Raw genomic sequence first — 15844 nt, 5'->3', positions numbered from 1 at the left:
CGACTTCGCGTTGAACTAATCCCCGCGATCCCTGTCAAAAACAGGGTGAGCGTGGATTCGGCGCCGGCATTCGCCGGCGCCAGAATTGCCCGGCCTTCGCGGCCGGCGCTTCCGATTGTAATTCCCAATTTTGTTGAACCGTTGTTGAACGCATGCTGCTGTCATGTCGATTGCGGTTTCCGTCATCGTTCGCCCCTCGTCCGGTTTGCGCTTGCTGCATGCCGGCGCGTGTTGCTGCGCGATCATGTCGGCCGCCGCCTGTCCCGGCTGGTGCGCGCCATTGTGTTGCGTGCTGGCCGGGCTATTTGGCCTGTGGCGGGGGCGTCCGTATCGTTTTGCACGTCAGCTTGATATTTCCGCTGTCGGCCAATTGCGGCTGACGGTATACCGGGAGACGGGGATGGCGCTGCGCCTGCTGGAAGGCTCGACCATATGGCCGGGCTTGCTGATGTTACGGCTGGGCGACGGCGACGGCAATGTGCAGCTGGTGACGGTGTTGCCCGACAGCGTGACGCCCGCCGACTGGCGCGCCTTGTCGCTGGCTAGCCGGGCCATCGCCACACGGGCTGAAATAAAAACGCGAACACTGTGAACTTCTTGCAGCGGGCTAACTCTATAGCATATGGCTATATTATTCGGCCGCGCTGCATGCCACCGAGGAATGCAGGAGTGACGACAGAACGTGAGTGCGACCAGGTGCTGGTGGACCGGGTACGGGATGGTGACAAGCAGGCGTTTGATCTGCTGGTGGCGAAGTACCAACGCCGGCTGATGCGCCTGCTGTCGCGCATCGTCCACGACCCGGCCGAAGCCGAGGATGTGGTGCAGGAGACATTTATCAAGGCCTACCGCGCGCTGCGGCATTTCCGCGGCGACTCGGCCTTTTATACGTGGCTGTACCGCATCGGCATCAATACCGCCAAGAATTTTCTGGCGACGCAAGGGCGCCGCACGCCCACGTCGACCGAAGCCGACGCCGAACAAGCCGAAGCCTTTAACGATGGCGAGCATTTGCGCGACATCAATACGCCGGAATCCATGCTGGCAAGCAAGCAGATCGCCCAGACCGTCAACGCGGCGATGGATGCCTTGCCCGTGGATTTGCGCACCGCGATCGCCTTGCGCGAGATCGAGGGACTGAGCTATGAGGAAATTTCCGACATCATGGCCTGTCCGATCGGCACGGTGCGCAGTCGCATTTTTCGCGCCCGCGAAGTCATCGCCGAAAAATTGAGGCCTTTGCTGGATTTGCCGGTTGACAAGCGCTGGTAAGCGGCGAATGATGGCAATTGTTATTGGCGTCTGGCAATGCGCCTGCGGCTGGCGTAGCGGACTTGTTTTGACATGGCGGGAAACGCGATGGATACCCAGAAGAGACTGCACGAAAACATCTCGGCGCTGGCCGACGGCGAGTTGGCGGACAGCGAGCGGGAGCTGGCCCTGGCGGCGCTGGACACGGCGGAAGGGCAGGCCGCCTGGCGCGCCTACCATCTGACCGGCGATGTGCTGCGCGACCAGGCCCGAGGCGAGCTGAGCGACGGCTTCAGCGCCTCGCTGGCAGCCCGCCTGGCAGCCGAGCCCGCCCATGTCCCCGACGCCGCGCCGGCGGGCCGCGCGGCCGATGCCCAGGCGTCCGATTCGGTCCAGTCGTCGGCCGAGTCGCGGGCGGATGTCATCTTGCCTTGAAACGCATACGCTTATAAGATCTGCGAGCGCGCCATCAGGCGACTTTTCGCTTACCATACGCTAGCCTTAGCCTCGCGCAACTTGCCCGAGGGGTATTTGCGTTCCAGAACTTTATAAAGACCGATACTTTCCATGAAAAATAATTTCTCTGCTGGTAGTAAAACTCTTTCTGCGCTGCTGGTCAGCGCAAGCGTATGGATGTCGCCGGCCGTGCTCGGCATGGCGACCGCAACGGCCGCCGCGCCGGTCACCGGCGCCGTCATCGGCCTGCCGGACTTTGCCGACCTGGTCGACCGCGTCGGTCCGGCCGTGGTCAACATCCGCACCACCGAACGCCTCAAGCTGGGCAGCCGCGGCAACGCCGACGGCCAGCCGGGCGAAGAGGAAATGCAGGAATTCCTGCGCCGCTTCTTTGGCGGCGCCTTGCCGCAGCCGGGCAATCCCGGCGGCAAGAGCACGCCGCGCCGCCGCCAGGCGCCGTCCGACGAGCCGGTGCAGCGCGGCGTCGGTTCCGGCTTCATCCTGTCGGCCGACGGCTATGTGATGACCAATGCCCACGTGGTCGACGGCGCCGATGAGGTGTTCGTCACGCTGACCGACAAGCGCGAGTTCAAGGCCAAGGTGCTGGGCGCCGACGCCCGCACCGATGTCGCCGTGCTGAAGATCGAGGGCGACAAGCTGCCGTTCCTGATCATGGGCGATTCGGACAAGATCCGCGTCGGCGAATGGGTGATCGCGATCGGCTCGCCGTTCAACCTGGAAAACACCGTCACCGCCGGCATCATCTCGGCCAAGCAGCGCGACACCGGCGACTACCTGGCGCTGATCCAGAGCGACGTCGCGGTCAATCCCGGCAACTCGGGCGGCCCGCTGATCAATATGCGCGGCGAGGTGATCGGCATCAATTCGCAGATCGCCACGTTGTCGGGCGGCTACAACGGCATTTCCTTCGCCGTGCCGATCGACGAGGCGATCCGCGTTTCGGAACAATTGAAGAAGAGCGGCAAGGTCACGCGCGGCCGCATCGGCGTGCAGATCGGCGAAGTCAGCAAGGAAGTGGCGGAATCGCTGGGCCTGAAGAGCGCGCAGGGCGCCGAGGTGTCGCTGGTGGAGCCGGGCGGTCCTGCCGACAAGGCAGGCATCAAGGCGGGCGATATCATCCTCAAATTCAACGGCGTGCCGGTGAACCGTTCGTCCGACCTGCCGCGCCTGGTGGGCGGCACGGCGCTGGCCAGCAAGGCCACCGTGACGGTGTGGCGCAAGGGCCAGCAGCTGGAGCTGGCGGTGACCGTGGCCGAGCTGGAGGCGGACAAGACCGCCAAGGCCGGCAAAGGCAAAGGCAAGGGGAGCGGGGCCGAGCCGGAAGCTGTGGTCAAGGCCAACGCGCTGGGCTTGAAGGTCAGCGACCTGACGGCCGAGCAGAAGAAGGACCTGGGCGTTGACGGCGGCGTGGTGGTGGACTCGGCCGAAGGCGTGGCCGGCCGCGCCGGCGTGCTGGAAGGCGACGTGCTGCTGCAGTTGAATAACGTCGAAGTCAAGGACGCCAAGCAGTTCAACGCGGCCGTAGCCAAGCTCGACGCGAAGAAGGCCTCGGTGCTGCTGGTGCGCCGCGGCGACGTCGCGCAGTTCGTTTCCGTGCGTCCTAGCGCCAAGTAAAGGCAGATTGAGCCGCGCAGTACCCCGCGAAGGTCGGGGTCTGCCCCCGTACGGGGTCAGACCCCAGGTCGCCGCAATGCGGGGTGAGCGGTTCCCGCATACCATGCACTTCACCCTCTACTCCCGCAGCTACTGCCACCTCTGCCAGGACATGCTGGACGCCCTGATGCGCCTGCAAACGCCGGAACGGACGATCACCGTCGACGTGATCGACGTCGATGCCGACGATGCCCTGGTGGCCCGTTTCGACGAACTGGTCCCGGTGCTGTACGCCGACCTGTCCCAGCCCGAGCTGTGCCACTACTTCCTGGACGAAGCAAAAGTGCAGCAACTGCTCAACTCTGCTTAATAAATAAGCATTTCCACGACATTTTTTGCCCCCGAACCTTAAGCAATATGCATTTCGCACCGCATAAGTCGGCCTTTCCCCTCTGAAATCCGGTAAAATGCGGGGGTAGAAAAGCTTCCGTTTTGCTTTTAGTGGCTGTCATCAAGGCGCTCGCCAGGGCATTACCGCCCCGCTCGGAGCGCTTTTTTCGTATTGCGCTCTGTTTCCGCGCCCCGTCGTTTCAAACCCGTTTTTGAATATTTGTTAATGAACAACATACGCAATTTTTCCATCATCGCCCACATCGACCACGGTAAATCCACCTTGGCGGACCGTATCATTCAATTGTGCGGTGGCTTGTCCGAACGCGAGATGGAGTCGCAAGTGCTCGATTCGATGGATCTGGAGCGCGAACGCGGCATTACGATCAAAGCACAGACCGCGGCCCTGCAATACAAGGCCCGCGACGGCCAGATCTACAACCTGAACCTGATCGACACCCCAGGCCACGTCGACTTCTCCTACGAAGTGTCGCGCTCGCTGTCCGCCTGCGAAGGCGCGCTGCTGGTGGTCGACGCCTCGCAAGGCGTGGAAGCCCAGACCGTGGCCAACTGCTACACCGCGCTCGACCTGGGCGTGGAAGTGGTGCCGGTGCTGAACAAGATCGACTTGCCGAACGCCGATCCTCCGACCGCGATCGCCGAGATCGAAGACGTGATCGGCATCGAAGCCGGCGACGCCGTCCACTGCTCGGCCAAGACCGGCCTGGGCGTGGAAGACGTGCTGGAATCGATCATCGCCAAGGTCCCGCCACCGAAGGGCGACCCGGATGCGCCGCTGCAGGCGCTGATCGTCGACTCCTGGTACGACGCCTACGTCGGCGTGGTGATGCTGGTGCGCGTGATGAACGGCACCCTCAAGCCGAAGGACAAGATCAAGCTGATGGCGACCGACTCGCTGCAGTTGGTGGAAGACGTCGGCATCTTCGCGCCGCGCTCGGTCTCGCTGCCGCAGCTGTCGGCCGGCCAGGTGGGCTTCATCATCGCCGGCATCAAGGAATTGAAGGCCGCCAAGGTGGGCGATACCGTCACCCTGGCCAACCGTCCTGCCGCCGCGCCGCTGCCAGGCTTCAAGGAAGTGCAGCCGCAAGTGTTCGCCGGCCTGTTCCCGGTCGAAGCCAACCAGTACGACGCGCTGCGCGACTCGCTGGAAAAGTTGAAACTGAACGACGCCGCGCTGATGTACGAGCCGGAAGTATCGCAGGCGCTGGGCTTCGGCTTCCGCTGCGGCTTCCTCGGCCTGCTGCACATGGAAATCGTCCAGGAGCGCCTGGAGCGCGAATTCGACCAGGACCTGATCACGACGGCCCCGACCGTGGTGTACGAGGTGGTCATGCGCGACAACAGCATCATCAAGGTGGACAATCCATCGAAGATGCCGGAGCCGACCAAGATCAACGAAATCCGCGAGCCTATCGTCACGGTCAACCTGTACATGCCGCAAGAATACGTCGGCTCGGTGATCACGCTGTGCATCAGCAAGCGCGGCGTGCAGATGGACATGGCCTACCACGGCCGCCAGGTCAAGCTGGTGTATGAAATGCCGATGGGCGAGATCGTGCTGGACTTCTTCGACAAGCTGAAATCCACCTCGCGCGGCTATGCCTCGATGGACTACGAGTTCAAGGAATACCGCGCCTCCGACGTGGTCAAGGTCGACATGCTGATCAACAGCGAAAAAGTCGATGCGCTGGCCATCATCGTGCACCGTTCCAACTCCGCCTATCGCGGCCGCCAGGTGGCAGCCAAGATGCGCGAACTGATCCCGCGCCAGATGTTCGACGTGGCGATCCAGGCCGCCATCGGCGTCAACGTGATCTCGCGCGAGAACGTCAAGGCCTTGCGCAAGAACGTGCTGGCGAAGTGCTACGGCGGCGACATCAGCCGTAAGAAGAAGCTGCTGGAGAAGCAAAAAGCAGGTAAAAAACGCATGAAGCAAGTGGGCTCGGTAGAGATTCCACAAGAAGCGTTCCTGGCAATCTTACAAGTGGACGACAAATGAACCTGCAAGTGATCTTAGGTAATTTTGCTTTAATCCTGTTCGTACTGATGTTGATCACCGGTGTGATCTGGTTCCTGGATGTGTTCTACCTGGCCAAGCAGCGCCGCGCCGCCGCCGACCGCGCGCTGGCCGACTACGACGCCCGCAACGCCAAGCTGACGGCCGACGGCATCAAGGTCGACAACCAGGGCAACCGCGCCGCGATCGAAGCCGCTCTGCTGCGCCAGCCGACCTGGATCGAATACTCGGGCAGTTTCTTCCCGGTGATCGCGCTGGTGTTTTTCCTGCGTTCGTTCCTGTACGAGCCGTTCAAGATCCCGTCGTCGTCGATGGTGCCGACCCTGCTGGTGGGCGATCTGATCCTGGTGAACAAGTTCACCTACGGCATCCGCCTGCCGGTGCTGAACCAGAAGATCGTGCAGATCAACAATCCGCAGCGCGGCGACGTGATGGTGTTCAAATATCCGATGGATATGAGCCAGGATTACATCAAGCGCGTCATTGGCGTGCCGGGTGATAAAATCACATATGAAAACAAGCGCTTAACGGTGAACGGCGTGGAAGTGAAGTACACGCCGCTGGACGACTACCTCGACGACGAGCACCTGCAATACAACAAGCAGTTCCAGGAAAACCTGACCGGCGTCAGCCACCGCATCCTCAACAACGAGGCTGCGCCTACGCTGAGCCTGGATGGCGTGAAGAAGTTCCCGTACAGCGAAAACTGCACCTACAAGTATGAAGGCTTCACCTGCGTAGTTCCGCAGGGCAATTACTTCATGATGGGCGACAACCGCGACAACAGTGCGGACAGCCGCTACTGGGGCTTTGTGCCGGACAAGAACATTGTCGGTAAAGCATTCTTCGTATGGATGAACCTGGGTAACCTGCGCCGCATCGGCAGCATCCACTAAACATCGACGCTCAGCGGGCCTTGGCGAAAGGGACTAAGATGCAATCAAGCTTAAAGCAGCAGAAGGGCGTTTCCCTGGTCGGACTGATCATCGTGCTGGCCGCGCTGGGCTTCATCGGCGTGCTGGCGCTGAAGATCGTGCCGACCTACACCGAGTACCGGGCGATCCAGAACGCCATCGTCACGGCCAAGGCCACCGGCGGTTCCGTGCTGGAAATGCAGAAATCGTTCGACGCCAACGCCACCACCGGCTACATCAGCTCGATCACCAGCCACGATCTGCTGATCGCCAAGGAAAACGGCGAGTTCGAAATCAGCTTCGCCTACGAAAAGAAAATCCCACTGGTCGGACCGGCCAGCCTGCTGTTGGAATACCAGGGCACGACGTCGAAAAACGGCGTGCCGGCCCCGGCCAAGACCGATCAATAAGTCAGTAAAGAATCGTACAGAACAATGAATCTTCAGTTATTGCAAAACCGTTTAGGCTATACGTTCCAGGATGCTGGCCTGTTGCAGCAAGCCTTGACGCACCGTAGCCACAGCAGTTTGCATAATGAACGACTGGAGTTCCTGGGCGATTCGATCCTGAACTGCGTGGTCGCGTCCATCCTGTACGAGCGTTTCGTGACGATCGACGAGGGCGACCTGTCGCGCCTGCGCGCCAACCTGGTCAAGCAGCAGTCGCTGTACGAGATCGCGCAAAAGCTGGAGCTGTCGCAGTTCCTGCGGCTGGGGGAAGGGGAATTGAAGTCGGGCGGTTTCCGCCGTCCTTCGATCCTGGCCGACACGCTGGAAGCGCTGCTGGGCGCCATCTTCCTCGACGGCGGCTTCAACCCCGCGCGCGATGTGATCCGGGCCTTCTACATTCCCATCCTGGAATCGGTGGACCCGCAAACCCTGGGCAAGGACGCCAAGACCCTGCTGCAGGAATTCCTGCAAAGTAAGAAGATTTCGCTTCCGCTGTACAATGTGGTTGCCACCCATGGCGCCGCGCACAGCCAGGAATTCGAAATCGAGTGCCTGGTGCCCAAGCTGGGCATCCAGGTCTACGGCCGTGGCGGAAGCCGCCGCGCCGGCGAACAGGCCGCCGCCAAACTGGCGCTGGAAGTGGCCGAACAAGCGTTGGTGAAGACACCGGCCGCCGGCCGCAAGTCCAAACCGCGCGCTGCCCAGCTCAAGCTGGCCGGCATCGCCACCGTGCAGACGACCGAGGCCGGTAATGAACCGTCGCCACCGCCTGCCAAAGCAGCAAACAAGTAAAAAGAGAAACTGAAATGAATACCGAAACGACCTCCGCCAACTTCCGTTGTGGCTATATCGCCATCGTGGGCCGCCCGAACGTGGGCAAATCGACCCTGATGAATACGCTGATTGGCGCCAAGGTCAGCATCACCTCGCGCAAGGCGCAAACCACGCGCCACCGCATCACCGGCATCCAGACCCACGACGACGCGCAGTTCATCTACGTCGACACGCCGGGCTTCCAGACCCGCCACTCGAACGCGCTGAACAAGACGCTCAACAAGACCGTCACCAACACCCTGATCTCGTCCGACCTGATCCTGTATGTGATCGAGGCGGGCACCTTCGGCCCGGCCGACCAGCAAGTGATGGACCTGCTGCCGTCCGAAGTGCCGGTGATCCTGGTGATCAACAAATCCGACCGCGTCAAGGACAAGGCGGTGCTGCTGCCGTTCGCCCAGCAGGTCGCGGCCAAGTTCAACTTCGCCGCCATCGTGCCGGTGTCGGCCAAGCTGCGCTTCCAGCTGGACGGCCTGGAAAAAGAGATCAAGCGTTTCCTGCCGGAGAACCAGCCTATCTTCGGGCCGGACGACATCACCGACCGCAGCGAGAAATTCCTGGCGTCGGAAATCGTCCGCGAAAAACTGTTCCGCTTCGTCGGCGACGAGCTGCCTTACACCAGCACCGTGCTGATCGAGCAGTTCGAGCAGGAGGGCGACCTGCGCCGCGTGTTCGCCGCCATCTTGGTCGAGCGCGATACGCACAAGTCCATGATCATCGGTAACAAGGGCGCGCGCCTGAAGGAAGTGTCCACGCAAGCGCGTTTGGACATGGAAAAACTGTTCGGCGGCCCCGTGTACCTGGAGATCTGGGTCAAGGTCAAATCCGGCTGGGCCGACAACGAAGCGGGTCTGCGCGCCTACGGCTACGAGTAAGAAAGAGGGGCGATGTCCACCACCACGCTAGACGCCGACATCGCAGCGGCACCGCAGCAGGCCGCGCCTGAGGCGGAGCGTGAAGTGGTGCCCGCCCCGGCAGCACTAGCAACCCCTGCAGCACCAGCACCACCCAAACGCCCGCGCGCGCCGTCGCGCGAGCGCACCTTCGGCACCAAGGTTGCAGGCCAGCCGGCCTTCGTCCTGCACAGCTATCCCTACAAAGAAACCAGCCTCATCATCGACCTGTTCACACGCGACTTCGGCCGCGTGGCTTTGATCGCCAAGGGCGCCAAGCGGCCGCACTCGCAACTGCGCGGCGTGTTGCAAACCTTCCAGCCGCTGTCCTCCAGCTGGGTCGGTAAATCCGAACTGCGCACGCTGACCGAGGCCGAATGGGTGGGCGGCATGCTGCCGCTGGAAAAGACCGCGCTGCTTTGCGGCTTCTACCTGAACGAACTGCTGGTCAAGCTGCTGGCGCGCGACGACGCGCACCCGCGCCTGTTCGACCACTATGTCGCCACTTTGAACCAGCTGGCGCACAACGAACCCGCGCCCATCGTCTTGAGAAAATTCGAACGGGCCCTACTTAAAGAGACAGGCGTCTCCGCCGACCTGACCCGCTGCACCGAAACCCGCCGCGCCGTGCAGGCCGACGTGGTCTACGTGGTGGACCCGGAACGCGGCCCGCGCCCCGAGCGCGCCGCCGACCCGTGGCCGCGCGTGGCCGGCAAGACCCTGCTCGACATGGAACGCGAAGACTACCAGGACGCCGCCACCCAGGCGCAGAGCAAGCAGCTGATGCGCTTCCTGCTGGCGCACCACCTGGGCGGCGCGCCGTTGAACACGCGCCAGATCCTGATCGACTTGATGCAGTTATAACTAGATAAACGGTATAAACTAATGAGCTTCCTGCAACCCTCCGGCACCATCATCGACCTCGGCGTGAACATCGACCACGTCGCCACCCTGCGCAACGCGCGCGGCACCACCTATCCGGATCCGATCCGCGCCGCGCTGCTGGCCGAGCAGGCCGGCGCCGACTGCATCACGCTGCACCTGCGCGAAGACCGCCGCCACATCAAGGACGCCGACGTGATCGCGCTGGCGCCCCAGCTGCTGACCCGCATGAACCTGGAAGCCGCCGTCACCCAGGAGATGATCGACTTCGCCTGCCGCATCAAGCCGTCCGACGTCTGCCTGGTGCCCGAGAAGCGCACCGAAGTCACCACCGAAGGCGGCCTCGATGTCGTCACCCATTTCAAGGCCGTGCAGGCCGCCGTCAAGCAGTTGCAGGCCGAAGGCATCCGCGTCAGCCTGTTCATCGACGCCGATGAAGCGCAGATGAACGCCACCGCCGAAATCGGCGCGCCGGTGATCGAGCTGCACACCGGCCGCTATGCCGACACCGAAGGCGCCGAGCAGGCCGCCGAGCTGGAACGCATCCATCGCGGCGTGCTGTACGGCGTATCGAAAGGCCTGAAGGTCAACGCCGGCCACGGCCTGCACTACACCAATGTGCAAGCCATCGCCGCCATCCCGGAAATCGCCGAGCTCAATATCGGCCACGCCATCGTTTCCCATTCGGTGTTCGTCGGCTGGGAAAACGCCGTGCGCGAGATGAAGGCCATCATGGTCTCGACCCGCCTGGGACGGGCCAAGTGATCTACGGCATAGGTACCGACATCTGCAAGATCCCGCGCATCGAGGCGGCGCTGGCGCGCCACGGCGATCGTTTCGCCGCCAAGATCCTCGGTCCGCAGGAGATGGAAAAGTACCTGGCGCGCAAGGCCAAGAACGCGGCGCGCGGCATCCGCTTCGTCGCCACGCGTTTCGCCGCCAAGGAAGCGTTCTCCAAGGCGATCGGCCTGGGCATGCGCATGCCGATGACCTGGCCGGCCGCGCAGATGCTCAACGCGCCCAGCGGCAAGCCGATGATCGTCTGCAGCGGCGTATTGAAGGAATTCATGGACAAGCATAAGCTGTCGGCACAGGTGACCGTCAGCGACGAAGAGGAATACGCCGTCGCCTTCGTGATAGTGGAACAAGCAAATTAAGCTACATCATTCCCGCGCAGGCGGGAATCCATAGAACGCCAGCTCAGCATGGATTCCCGCTTTCGCGGGAATGACGGAGCGGCTGCCAGAGGTGAGAATTGACTGACGAAGTAACCATCGTGCCCGACCCGCGCGAACAAGTACTGGCCACCGTGGCCAAGCTGCCCAACCTGCCGGGCGTGTACCGCTATTTCGACGCCGACGACAAAGTGCTCTACGTCGGCAAGGCACGCGACCTGAAGAAGCGCGTCTCCAGCTACTTCCAGAAAAACCTCAGCAGCCCGCGCATCGCCATGATGGTCGAGCGCATCGCGCGGCTGGAGACCACCGTCACCCACAGCGAAGCCGAAGCGCTGATCCTTGAGAATAACCTGATCAAGGCCCTGAGCCCGCGCTTCAACATCCTGTTCCGCGACGATAAATCGTACCCGTACCTGAAGATCACCGGCGGCGACGCGCCGCGCATGGTCTACTACCGCGGCGCGGTGGACAAGAAGAACCAGTATTTCGGCCCGTTCCCCAGCTCGTGGGCGGTCAAGGAATCGATGCAGATCCTGCAGAAGGTGTTCCTGATCCGCACCTGCGAAGACAGCGTCTATTCCAACCGCACCCGCCCATGCCTGCTGCACCAGATCGGCCGCTGCAGCGGACCGTGCGTGGACCTGATCAGCAAGGACGACTACAAGGCCGACGTCGAAAACGCCGCGCGCTTCCTGCGCGGCCGCCAGAGCGAAGTGATGGCCGACCTGGAAAAGAAAATGCACGCCTACGCCGGCGAACTCAAATTCGAGCTGGCCGCCGGGGTGCGCAACCAGATCCAGTCGCTGTCGCGCGTGCTGCACCAGCAAAGCATGGAAACCACCGGCGACGCCGACGTCGACATCATCGCCGTGCTGGTGCAGGGCGGCCGCGCCTGCGTCAACCTGGCGATGGTGCGCGGCGGCCGCCACCTGGGCGACCGCGCCTACTTCCCCAACCACATCGGCGACGCCGCCGCGATTGCGGAAGAACCGATCGAACTTGAGGTGCTGGCCGCCTTCCTGGTCCAGCACTACACCGAGAAATTCATCCCCGGCACGCTGATCCTGAACATCGAATTCGACCACCCGGCGCTGATGCAGGCCTTGCAGGAGCAGTGCGGCCACCGCATCAACCTGATCTTCCAGCCGCAGGACCAGCGCCGCAAATGGCTGGAGCTGGCGCAGAAGGGCGCCGAGATCTCGCTGGCGCGGCTGTTGTCGGAGCAGGGTTCGCAGCAGTCGCGCACGCGCGCGCTGGTCGAGGCGCTGCAACTGGAGCCGGAAGACATCGACGCGCTGCGCGTGGAATGCTTCGACATCTCGCACACGCAGGGCGAGGCCACGCAGGCCTCGTGCGTGGTGTTCCATCACCACCAGATGCAGAACGGCGAATACCGCCGCTACAACATCAACGACATCACCCCTGGCGACGATTACGCGGCGATGCGCCAGGTGCTGATGCGCCGCTACGAAAAGGTCGCCAACGGCGACGGCGTCATGCCGGACGTGGTGCTGATCGACGGCGGCAAGGGCCAGATCGAAATGGCGCGCCAGGTGTTCGCCGAGCTGGGGCTGGATATCAGCCTGATCGTCGGCGTCGCCAAAGGGGAAGGGCGGCGCGTCGGCCTGGAGACGCTGATGTTCGTCGACGGCCGGGCCTCGCAGGAGCTGGGCAAGGAATCGGCGGCGCTGATGCTGGTGGCGCAGATCCGCGACGAGGCGCACCGCTTCGCCATCACCGGCATGCGCGCCAAGCGCGCCAAGACGCGCCAGACCTCGCGTTTGGAGGAGATCGAGGGCATCGGCGCCAAGCGCCGCCAGCGCCTGCTGGCGCGCTTTGGCGGCCTGCGCGGGGTGGTCGACGCCAGCATCGAGGACCTGAAGCAGGTAGAGGGCATCTCCAGCGCCCTGGCCGAAGAGATCTACCGCCAACTGCATTGAGGCGTGCACAACAACAGTGCGCTGGTTTAATGTGCTGCGGCAAGGTAGACTAGCGGCGCATTAACAATTTTCACGGCCGCACTAATTTCCGAGCTTATGCCCTTCAATATACCGATACTGTTGACCTGGTTGCGCGTTGCGCTGATTCCGCTGGTGGTAGGCGTCTACTATCTGCCCACCACCGTCCTGCCCGTGGCGGATCAGAACCTTGCGGCCACGCTGGTGTTCATCGTCGCCGCCGTCACCGACTGGTTCGACGGCTTCCTGGCGCGCCGCTGGAACCAGACCTCGGCCTTCGGCGCCTTCCTCGACCCGGTCGCGGACAAGCTGATGGTGGCTGGCGCCCTGCTGGTGCTGGTGCAGCTGGACCGCGCCAACGCCGTGCTGTCGTTCGTCATCATCGGCCGCGAGATCGCCATCTCGGCGCTGCGCGAATGGATGGCGCAGATCGGCGCCTCCAAATCGGTGGCGGTCAGCTCGCTGGGCAAGATCAAGACCACAGCGCAAATGACGGCCATCCCGCTGCTGCTGTTCCATGACGTGCTGGCGGGCGCCATCGACACCCAGTTCTGGGGCTCGCGCCTGCTGGAAGTGGCGGCCGTGCTGACGGTGTGGTCGATGTTCTACTACCTGCGCCTGGCGTGGCCGCTGATCAAGGAAAAAGCGGGCACGCTGAGTTAATAACAAAATGCTATGATCTGGCGAAGCTCACCACACCAGATCAGGAGCACTCGCCATGGCGTTTTGGAGATTCCTGGCCGCTTGCGCGGCAACCGCAATCTGCCTGGCAGCGCAGGCGCAGCAACAACCCTTCGTCTGCCGCACGCAGGAAGCTGGCCTGGGCCAGCCCAGCGTCGACAACCAGGACGGCATCGGCCACCCCGTGGTCGATGAAAACAGCGGCGCCATCGTCGGCTACAGCCGCAATTGCGGCATCGCGACGCGGGTCCAGTACTTCTACCTTGCCGGCAGCCGCTTCAAGCCATTCGATCCCGCCACCGGCTACACCGCGCCGCCCCCAGACCTGACGACGATACAGCGCAACGGCGCGGCCGTGCCGTTCGTGGTGCGGGTTGAGGTGGGCACCATTAACCGCTTCGTCTACACCATCGCCATGCTGGCGCCGGCCGCCAGGCCCGAGCCGGCGGCCTGGAACCGCAAGCTGGTGTACTGGCTGGGCGGCGGTGTCGGCATCGGCCATCATCAAGGCTTGCCGTTGTGGTTCAAGCCCGGAGGCTTGAGTGGCAACGAGCGGCAGCTGATGGTGCCCATGCTGGAGCAGGGCTACGCCATCGTCAGCTCGACCGGCAATGAGGCCGGCGTCCACTACAACATGCGCCTGGCCGGGCAGACCGCCATGCTGACCAAGGCCCGCTTTGTCGAAGCCTATGGCGCGCCGCTGTTCACCATCGGCCTGGGTGGGTCGGGCGGGGCGGTGCAGCAGTACCTGTTCGCGCAAAACCATCCCGGCCTGCTGGATGGCGGCATTCCGCTGCAGTCCTATCCCGACATGATCACGCAGACCATCCCGGTCTCGGATTGCCCCTTGCTGAGCCAATACTTCAAGGACGAAGTGGCGCTCGATCCGGCGTCGCCATGGGCCAGGTGGACCAGTCAAATCGCTATCGAAGGCATGAACGCCAGCGACACCGCCAAACACGCCTGGACCGGCGCCGCCGGGTCAACCGAGTGCATCAACGGCTGGAAGATGGCGATCGTGACGGTGCTGAACCCGCGCTACAAGGACGACCGCTACGACCTGGCCGCGACCTTCTACCGCTATCCCGCCGGCGCGTTCGACAAGGTCAAATGGACGCACTGGAACGATCTGGAAGACATCTACGGCACCGATGCGAAAGGCTATGCGCCCATCTCTGTCGACAACGAGGGCGTGCAATACGGCCTGCAGGCGCTGAGGGCAGGGCGGATCGGCGTCGACGAATTCCTGCGCCTCAACGCCTGCGTGGGCGGCTGGAAGGAGCAGGCCGACTTCGTGGATTGGCAGGGCAAGGACGACCCCTACGACAGCCACAACATGCTGCGCAGCGCCACCTGCCGCGATCCGGACGGCACGCCCTCAGCGCGCCGCAGCGGCAGCGTCGACGCCATGCGCAAGGCTTATACGTCCGGCCAGGTGTTCACCGGCCAGCGCCTGGGCATTCCGATGATAGACCTGCGGCCCTATCTGGAGCCGGAGCTGAACATGCACAACGCGCGGCAGGCCTTCTCAGTGCGGGCCCGCCTGCAAGCTGGCAATGCTCGCGATGCGCAGAACCAGGTGATCTGGTTCACCCGCACCGAGGCCGACATGCCGGCCCGGGTGCTGGAGGCCTTGTCGGTCATGGATAAGCGCCTGAGCGGCGGCGCGCCGCCGGCGGAGTTCACCGACCGCTGCATCGATACCGGCGGCGCCGTGATCGCATCCGGCCCGGCGGCTTGGGACGGCATCCTGGACCGCAAGCCACCGGGCGCCTGCACCAGGGCCTTCCCGCTGTATTCCAGCCCGCGCATGGTCGCGGGGGAGTCCCTCAAGGGCGACATCTTCAAGTGCGCGCTGAAGCCGGTGGCGCAGGCGCTGCGGGACGGCGGCTATCCCGCCGGCGTGGCCTGGACGGTGCGGCAACAGGCCAGGCTGCAGCGGATTTTCCCGCGTGGCGTCTGCGATTACAGCCAGCCGGACCAGGGCCGGCCGCCGGTTTTGGAGCGGAACCGATAAGATTGGCATCAAGGCCATTGACAGGCGTCATGGATCCTCTATAATGCTGGCCTGTTGTTGATGACAGCGACGCGGGAGTAGCTCAGTTGGTAGAGCGCAACCTTGCCAAGGTTGAGGTCGAGAGTTCGAGACTCTTCTCCCGCTCCAAGTTATCAAGAACTAAGTAGCACTGGCAATATTGATCGCTAGCTGCTATGATGTTGGACTCCAAATGCGGGAGTAGCTCAGTTGGTAGAGCGCAACCTTGCCAAGGTTGAGGTCGAGAGTTCGAGACTCTTCTCCCGCTCCA

At 63.0% G+C, this 15844-nt stretch carries 16 protein-coding genes and 2 tRNA genes; all 18 read left to right on the top strand.

What is annotated here, in order from left to right:
- Positions 1–163: 163 nt before the first annotated feature.
- Entirely contained in the window at positions 164–592 is a 429-nt protein-coding gene (locus V6M89_RS25625) for a protein YgfX (protein WP_332855857.1), read from the top strand.
- Between the two features lie 56 nt (positions 593–648).
- Positions 649–1272, top strand: coding sequence for an RNA polymerase sigma factor RpoE (gene rpoE, locus V6M89_RS25620; RefSeq protein ID WP_199538386.1), 624 nt, complete (start codon positions 649–651; stop codon positions 1270–1272).
- 87 nt (positions 1273–1359) lie between these two features.
- Positions 1360–1686, top strand: coding sequence for a sigma-E factor negative regulatory protein (locus tag V6M89_RS25615; RefSeq protein WP_332855856.1), 327 nt, complete (start codon positions 1360–1362; stop codon positions 1684–1686).
- 132 nt (positions 1687–1818) lie between these two features.
- The gene (locus tag V6M89_RS25610) at positions 1819–3342 is read left to right on the top strand and encodes a Do family serine endopeptidase (protein WP_442882001.1); all 1524 of its coding nucleotides are present in this window, start codon (positions 1819–1821) and stop codon (positions 3340–3342) included.
- Positions 3343–3445: 103 nt separating this feature from the next.
- Positions 3446–3691: a glutaredoxin family protein gene (locus V6M89_RS25605; protein ID WP_332855855.1), complete on the top strand. Its 246-nt coding sequence runs from the start codon at positions 3446–3448 to the stop codon at positions 3689–3691.
- Between the two features lie 246 nt (positions 3692–3937).
- Positions 3938–5731 carry a translation elongation factor 4 gene (lepA, locus tag V6M89_RS25600; RefSeq protein ID WP_332855854.1) on the top strand — a complete coding sequence of 598 codons (1794 nt, stop codon included), beginning with the start codon at positions 3938–3940 and terminating at the stop codon, positions 5729–5731.
- Positions 5728–6645 (top strand): signal peptidase I, encoded by a 918-nt coding sequence (gene lepB / locus V6M89_RS25595; RefSeq protein ID WP_332855853.1) that lies wholly within the window; start codon positions 5728–5730, stop codon positions 6643–6645. Before lepA ends, lepB begins: the two co-directional genes overlap by 4 nt.
- 38 nt (positions 6646–6683) lie before the next feature.
- Positions 6684–7073, top strand: coding sequence for a DUF4845 domain-containing protein (locus tag V6M89_RS25590; protein ID WP_332855852.1), 390 nt, complete (start codon positions 6684–6686; stop codon positions 7071–7073).
- 24 nt (positions 7074–7097) lie between these two features.
- Entirely contained in the window at positions 7098–7904 is an 807-nt protein-coding gene (rnc, locus tag V6M89_RS25585) for a ribonuclease III (RefSeq protein ID WP_332855851.1), read from the top strand.
- A gap of 14 nt (positions 7905–7918) precedes the next feature.
- Positions 7919–8821: a GTPase Era gene (gene era / locus V6M89_RS25580; protein ID WP_332855850.1), complete on the top strand. Its 903-nt coding sequence runs from the start codon at positions 7919–7921 to the stop codon at positions 8819–8821.
- A 12-nt stretch (positions 8822–8833) separates the two neighbouring features.
- Positions 8834–9703, top strand: coding sequence for a DNA repair protein RecO (gene recO, locus V6M89_RS25575; RefSeq protein ID WP_332855849.1), 870 nt, complete (start codon positions 8834–8836; stop codon positions 9701–9703).
- Positions 9704–9724: 21 nt separating this feature from the next.
- Positions 9725–10486, top strand: a complete 762-nt coding sequence (pdxJ, locus tag V6M89_RS25570; RefSeq protein ID WP_332855848.1) for a pyridoxine 5'-phosphate synthase — start codon at positions 9725–9727, stop codon at positions 10484–10486.
- Positions 10483–10878 (top strand): holo-ACP synthase, encoded by a 396-nt coding sequence (gene acpS / locus V6M89_RS25565; RefSeq protein WP_332855847.1) that lies wholly within the window; start codon positions 10483–10485, stop codon positions 10876–10878. The genes pdxJ and acpS overlap by 4 nt, the downstream gene beginning before the upstream one ends.
- Before the next feature lie 98 nt (positions 10879–10976).
- On the top strand, positions 10977–12839 hold the full coding sequence (uvrC, locus tag V6M89_RS25560) for an excinuclease ABC subunit UvrC (RefSeq protein WP_332855846.1): 1863 nt from the start codon (positions 10977–10979) through the stop codon (positions 12837–12839).
- Positions 12840–12935: 96 nt separating this feature from the next.
- The gene (gene pgsA / locus V6M89_RS25555; protein ID WP_332855845.1) at positions 12936–13520 is read left to right on the top strand and encodes a CDP-diacylglycerol--glycerol-3-phosphate 3-phosphatidyltransferase; all 585 of its coding nucleotides are present in this window, start codon (positions 12936–12938) and stop codon (positions 13518–13520) included.
- Between the two features lie 55 nt (positions 13521–13575).
- Positions 13576–15555, top strand: a complete 1980-nt coding sequence (locus V6M89_RS25550) for a DUF6351 family protein (RefSeq protein WP_332855844.1) — start codon at positions 13576–13578, stop codon at positions 15553–15555.
- 71 nt (positions 15556–15626) lie between these two features.
- Positions 15627–15702: transfer RNA gene (locus tag V6M89_RS25545), tRNA-Gly, on the top strand.
- Between the two features lie 66 nt (positions 15703–15768).
- A tRNA-Gly gene (locus tag V6M89_RS25540) sits at positions 15769–15844 on the top strand.

Origin of the sequence: Duganella sp. S19_KUP01_CR8, from assembly GCF_036688705.1 — a bacterium.
Classification (GTDB): domain Bacteria; phylum Pseudomonadota; class Gammaproteobacteria; order Burkholderiales; family Burkholderiaceae_D; genus Rugamonas.
The sequence above is the reverse complement of the archived record's forward strand: the minus strand, read 5'-3'. Positions and strand labels throughout refer to the sequence as shown.